The 2411-nt window shown below is 43.2% G+C and carries 2 protein-coding genes; both read left to right on the top strand.

The genetic code is table 11. The annotated features are described in order from the left end of the window. Window positions 1-692: 692 nt before the first annotated feature. Window positions 693-1820: a HetZ-related protein 2 gene (locus C7B77_RS28255; RefSeq protein ID WP_106312905.1), complete on the top strand. Its 1128-nt coding sequence runs from the start codon at window positions 693-695 to the stop codon at window positions 1818-1820. A gap of 163 nt (window positions 1821-1983) precedes the next feature. Beyond that, on the top strand, window positions 1984-2411 hold a 428-nt coding region (locus C7B77_RS28250; protein ID WP_483862469.1), incomplete at its 3' end, for a M61 metallopeptidase family protein.

The following is a 2411-nucleotide window of genomic DNA, read 5'->3' as shown; positions in this document are numbered from 1 at the left end:
CCCCTTTATAAGGGGATGGCTGGGGTGGGGTAAAGGTCTACGATCGTTCCTTTAATCGCCAACTTGAGAGCCAGAACCAGTGCAATGCCCGATCGTTTCGTTTTAGTAAAAAACCGACATCGGTGGATTTAGAAGTCGTAAGATAGCTAGTTGCAGGTTGTCTTGCGACTTTTTAGTTACCTTTTGGCACAGATCCGATCGCCTTTGGCCGATCGAGCGCAGGATTAAATTAGTTAGACTATAGCTAGCTAATAACTATTGGCAGAGATTAACTAAAGATATTTGGCGGTTGGAGACGCATATTCTCGATCGGGCATCCCAATTATCTATCGACAACGCAAATCTAGCAAATTGTGTTTGGACTCATCATCCCAATCTTCAATTTAGATTCGGTCAAATCAAAAATCATCTTATGGTACCTAATTATGTAAACACGCAACAATCGATCGGCTTTGCCGAAGCTCTAAGTATAAACTTTATGTAGAAGCTGGAACTAATTATAGAAGCGACGATTCTGTAATAATACCCCGACATCACCACCGATCTGAGAACGTAACTAGATTCTAACGAGTAGATCTAGATCGAGCCATTCAGCCGCCCCGTTTAGGACAGATCTTCAGCTATATTTTGGATTGGAGCCAATATCCGATCGCAACCTTATTTTTAACCGAGGGGACAGGAGCAACAGTTAAATGACGAAGGTAATCGTAGATAAAATCGCTACCCAATGGGAAACCCGGATCGCCACAGAATGTAGCGGGCAAAACGCTACGACTCAAGCTAGTATTCTCAATTGGTTGCTGGGAGAAGATCGCGAGCGATTAGAAACGCTAGATACCGAGCATATCAAGATTGTCGATCGGGCGATGGATTATCGGTTGCGGATTTTGATCCAACGCTACTTAGGATTGCCACCAGAACGCGCCTATAAAAACCTGATGCAGCGATTGGGCGGATTGGCAGTGCTGCGCGATAAAATTCGGGCATGGCTGACACTGAGTAACGATCGTCAGCGGCAAGTTGTCGATGTATTGCAAGAAGTAGTGCAAGAATTGCTTCAAGGCGATAAATATATCCAACAGCAAATTGCTTGGATCGGTAAATGTACCAAAAATCCTCGGCTGCGCGATACTTTATTATTTGCTAGTATCGAAGAGTATTGCCTGCGTCCAGTTCGCAATCAACCATTGCTCGCCCATCGCTTTGTCAACTATCTGCGGCGAGCGCAAAAAGGTGGCGTCACTAATGTACCCCAAAGCGATCTCGTCAAAATTGTCTCCGACGAAATCATCGGCGATAGCGATTCCACACTCAGCTTGCTCGACAAACAAGCTCAAGAAAACTATCACCAACAGCAAGAGTGGGAAGAAACTCAAATCGCTCGCAATCGCGTCAAAGAATCGCTTTATGATTATTTGGTCGAAAAAGTCAGCCCCGAAGCTGGCGAATGGCTGAAGCTTTATCTCCAAGGTAAAACACCAGAATCGATCGCGATCGCTTTGAAAATGGATATCAATCAAGTCTATCGACTCCGCGAAAAGATCAATTACCATACGATTAAAGTTTTTGCGATCAAAGCAGAACCCGAGCTGGTTTCCCAATGGTTGCAGATCTCTTTCAAAGAAAATTTAGGCTTGACTCCCGAGCAATGGACTAAATTCTGTGACAGCTTAGAACCAAAACAACGAGAGATTTTAATGGAATTAAAAGCCGGAACTTCTATCGAAGCGATCGCCAAATCTCTTAAAATTAAAACTAATCAAGTAATGGGAGAGTGGAGTAAAATCTATCTAGCCGCGCAAGAAATGAGATCTAGTTGATAATTGATAATTGATAATTGATAATTGATAATTGATAGCCGTAGGGTGGGCACTGCCCACCATCTAGGTTTTAGGCTAGAAAATCGATCGTCAAACTGCGTTCTAATGTAACTAATTCTCACCCATCCAGTCTCCCATTTCCTCATACCCCATATCCTAAGAGATGACTCAATCGCTAGAAACCACCAGTCCAGTGACGCCAATTTATGTGCCGAAATTGGCTTATCAAATTGCGATGTCTCAGCCACAAACTCATTTGTTTGAGGTGAAGTTGACAGTTAGTAATTGGCATGGCGAACTACTGGATATTAAAATGCCAGCCTGGACTCCAGGTTCGTATTTGGTGCGAGATTATGTCCGACACTTAAAAGATTTTAGCGCAGTAACCAGCGACGGGCAAAAATTAACGGTCGTAAAAGCTGCTAAAAATCATTGGCAAATCGATCCAGATGGTAGTAGCGAAATTGTCATTAACTATCGGATATTTGCGAACGAATTAACCGTGCGGACAAATCATTTAGATGCGACACATGGTTATTTTAATCCCGCCGCATTATGTTTTTATATTCCGGGATACGAATACTGTCCGAT

Origin of the sequence: Chamaesiphon polymorphus CCALA 037, assembly GCF_003003845.1 — a bacterium.
In the GTDB taxonomy this organism is placed as follows: domain Bacteria; phylum Cyanobacteriota; class Cyanobacteriia; order Cyanobacteriales; family Chamaesiphonaceae; genus Chamaesiphon; species Chamaesiphon polymorphus.
Note: the sequence above shows the minus strand (reverse complement) of the source record. Positions and strands in the feature narration are given on the sequence as shown.

Excerpts from the sequence above, each read along its gene's own strand:
- C7B77_RS28255 (WP_106312905.1), top strand. The coding sequence starts at position 693 with ATGACGAAGGTAATCGTAGATAAAATCGCTACCCAATGGGAAACCCGG.